This is a genomic window from Pseudomonas sp. DCB_AW, from assembly GCF_026240895.1.
Classification (GTDB): Bacteria; Pseudomonadota; Gammaproteobacteria; order Pseudomonadales; family Pseudomonadaceae; genus Aquipseudomonas; species Aquipseudomonas kermanshahensis.
Genome location: NZ_JAPFCE010000135.1, coordinates 1 through 3,187, shown reverse-complemented (window position 1 = coordinate 3,187; position 3,187 = coordinate 1). Strand labels below are relative to the sequence as shown.

The window sequence follows — 3,187 nt, the reverse complement described above, 5'->3', positions numbered from 1 at the left end:
GTCCCGTTGGAACCTTCAAGCCTACCCGGGCCTCGTGCTCCGCCACCCAGCCGTGATCGCGGCGGTATTGCATCGCGACTTCTGCCGTGGGCGGGACGATGTGACCGTGCTGGTCCTCGATTTGGACGGCACAGAAAACCGCTGATCGGAAACCCTGCCAAGGGCCAATAAAAACATATTTTGATGCTTAAATTAATCTTGTCAGTCGATCCCCTCCAGGAGGGTGCCGTCATGAACCTCAAGATTGCTGCCTTACTGCTGCTAGCGCTGTGCGCACAGCCGGCATGGAGCCAGAGTTACTCAACCGCTACCCCCGCCGCCAAACCCGCCCAAGCCGGTGCACTGACCACGCGCCTTGCCATGCGCGACCTGTGGGTCGAGCACATTTTCTGGGTCCGCAACTACGCCGTGGCCAACCAGGCCGGCAATGCCAAGCAAGCCGCAGTCGCTGCCAACGAAGTGGTCGCCGATGCCACCCGCATCGCCAACAGCATTGCGCCGTTGTACGGCCAGACGGCAGCCGACCAGTTGCTCAAACTGCTCGCCGGCCACTGGGGCGCCATCAAGCATTACAGTGACGCCACCGTGGGCAAGGACAAGCAAGGCCAGCAGGCCGCTGTCGATGACCTGACCAGCAACGCCAAGGCGCTTGCCGCGTTCCTGGCCAAGGCCAACCCCAACCTGCCCGAGCAGACCCTGATCACGATGCTCGGCGCCCATGGCGGCCATCATATTGCGCAAATCGACCAGCTTGCCGCTGGCGACTATGCCGGTGAGGCACGCACCTGGGGGATGATGCGCGAGCATATCCTGGCACTGGCGGACGCCTTGACGGCGGCGCTGGTCAAACAGTTCCCGGACAAGTTCTGATGCTCGAAGGGCTTGGCCGTACCCAACAGGACCTGCTCCACGCGTTGCTGCATCAGCCGGCTGGCATGAGCATCGACGACCTGGCGCAGGCCCTGGCCATCACCCGTACCGCCGTGCGTCAGCACCTGGCCGCACTGGAGCGTGACGGCCTGGTGATGCGCGGTGCCACCCGGCCTACCGGGCGCCGCCCGGAGCAACTGCACCAGCTCACCGAGCATGCCCGCGAGCTGTTCCCGCGGCAGTATCCGGTGTTGGCCAATCTGTTGATCGATGAAGTGGCCGGCATCATCGGCCATGACGCCCTGCAGGTGCTGATGCGCCAGTTGGGGCGCAAGCTGGCGGCAGACCTGGAGCGGCAGGTGGTGGATGAGGCGCGCATCGTTCAGCACATGAACTCGGCCGGGTATGAGGCAGAGGTGTTCTTTCGCTCAGCCGGGGAGCCGCAGATCGTGGCGCACAATTGCGTGTTCCATCACCTGGCCAAGGCGCACCCGGTGGTGTGCGAGCTGGACCTGGCGTTGATCGGGGCGTTGGGGGGCGGCGAGGTGAGCCATGAAGAATGCATGCTGAGGGGAGGGCAGGTGTGCAGGTTTGCGCTGCGTAAGGAACAGACTTGATGCTGATAGTGCGGGCCTCTTCGCGGGTAAACCCGCTCCCACAGGATCTGCGCCAACTTCAAGTCTGGCGATGTACCTGTAGGAGCGGGCTTGCCCGCGAAGAGGCCCGCACAGCAATCACTGCTGCCGCAGAATGCACGCCAGTAACCCAGGGAACCGTTCGTCGAGCATTTCGCTGCGCAACGAGTTCATGTGGGTAGTGCCGACATTACGCGTATGCACCAACCCCGCATCGCGCAACACGCGAAAATGGTGCGACATGCTCGACTTCGGCCGGCCGCCGTCCAGCTCGCCGCAGCTGGCCTCCGCCACGCCCGCCAAGTGGCGCACGATCTCCATGCGCACGGGGTCGCTCAAGGCGTAAAGCAGGCGCTCGAGGATCAGGTCTTCAGGGTTGGGATGTTTGTAGGCTCGCATGGTCGACATGATAACGGGCCTTTCAATTATTGCCATAGTTCGATTATGATCGAACTATCGTATTCAGATGAACCCGGAGTCCCTCATGTCCGCATTGTTCGAACCCTATACCCTCAAAGACGTCACCCTGCGCAACCGCATTGCCATTCCGCCCATGTGCCAGTACATGGCTGAGGACGGCATGGTCAATGATTGGCACCACGTCCACCTGGCCGGCTTGGCCCGGGGTGGTGCCGGCCTGGTGGTGGTCGAAGCCACTGCAGTCGCGCCGGAAGGGCGCATTACCCCCGGCTGCGCCGGTATCTGGAGCGACGCCCATGCCCAGGCGTTCGTGCCGATGGTGCAGGCGATCAAAGCAGCAGGCTCAGTGCCGGGCATCCAGATTGCCCATGCCGGGCGCAAGGCCAGCGCCAACCGCCCGTGGGAAGGGGACGACCACATCGCCGCCGACGATGCCCGCGGCTGGCAGACCATCGCCCCCTCGGCCATCGCCTTCGGCGCTCACTTGCCGAAAGTACCGCGCGAAATGACCTTGGACGACATTGCCCGGGTCAAGCAGGACTTCGTCGACGGCGCACGCCGTGCGCGCGAGGCGGGCTTTGAGTGGATCGAGCTGCACTTTGCCCACGGTTACCTGGGCCAAAGCTTCTTCTCCGAGCATTCCAACCAGCGTACCGACACCTACGGTGGCAGCTTCGAGAACCGCAGCCGCTTCTTGCTGGAAACCCTGGCAGCCGTGCGTGAGGTGTGGCCGGAGAACCTGCCGCTGACCGCCCGCTTTGGTGTGCTGGAATATGACGGCCGCGATGAGCAGACCTTGGACGAGTCCATCGAGTTGGCCCGGATGTTCAAAGCCGGTGGCCTGGACCTGCTGAGTGTCAGCGTCGGCTTCACCATCCCTGAGACGAACATCCCGTGGGGCCCGGCGTTCATGGGGCCGATTGCCGAGCGCGTACGCCGCGAGGCCGGCCTGCCGGTGACGTCGGCGTGGGGCTTTGGTACGCCGCAGCTGGCTGAAGGCGCGCTGAAAGCCAATCAGCTCGACCTGGTGTCGGTAGGGCGTGCGCACCTGGCGGACCCGCACTGGGCGTACTTCGCGGCCAAGGAGTTGGGGGTGGATAAAGCGTCGTGGACCTTGCCGGCGCCTTATGCGCACTGGCTTGAGCGTTATCGCTGAGTTGCTGATTATTCAGTAGCCTGGGCCGGCCTCTTCGCGGGGCAAGCCCGCTCCCACAGGTACTCCGCTGGCCTTGAGGTTGGCAGTTACCTGTGGGAGCGGGCTT

At 63.7% G+C, this 3,187-nt stretch carries 4 protein-coding genes and 1 pseudogene; 4 read left to right on the top strand and 1 reads right to left on the bottom strand.

From position 1 onward, the window contains the following. The 3 genes and pseudogenes from OO306_RS27810 to OO306_RS27800 form a co-directional block, all read left to right on the top strand. A pseudogene (locus OO306_RS27810) lies at positions 1–145 on the top strand (ATP-binding protein); the annotation flags it as partial. A gap of 86 nt (positions 146–231) precedes the next feature. After that, entirely contained in the window at positions 232–870 is a 639-nt protein-coding gene (locus OO306_RS27805; RefSeq protein WP_265970368.1) for a hypothetical protein, read from the top strand. Beyond that, a complete protein-coding gene (locus OO306_RS27800; protein ID WP_265970367.1) occupies positions 870–1,487 on the top strand; it encodes a metalloregulator ArsR/SmtB family transcription factor in 618 nt (205 codons plus the stop codon). Before OO306_RS27805 ends, OO306_RS27800 begins: the two co-directional genes overlap by 1 nt. 117 nt (positions 1,488–1,604) lie before the next feature. Here the strand turns inward: OO306_RS27800 and OO306_RS27795 are convergent, their stop codons facing one another. Next, positions 1,605–1,940 carry a helix-turn-helix transcriptional regulator gene (locus tag OO306_RS27795; RefSeq protein ID WP_027594635.1) on the bottom strand — a complete coding sequence of 112 codons (336 nt, stop codon included), beginning with the start codon at positions 1,938–1,940 and terminating at the stop codon, positions 1,605–1,607. Between the two features lie 49 nt (positions 1,941–1,989). Here OO306_RS27795 and xenA point away from each other — a divergent pair, with 49 nt between their 5' ends. Next, positions 1,990–3,081: an NADH:flavin oxidoreductase/NADH oxidase gene (xenA, locus tag OO306_RS27790; RefSeq protein ID WP_238215882.1), complete on the top strand. Its 1,092-nt coding sequence runs from the start codon at positions 1,990–1,992 to the stop codon at positions 3,079–3,081. Positions 3,082–3,187 lie beyond the last annotated feature (106 nt).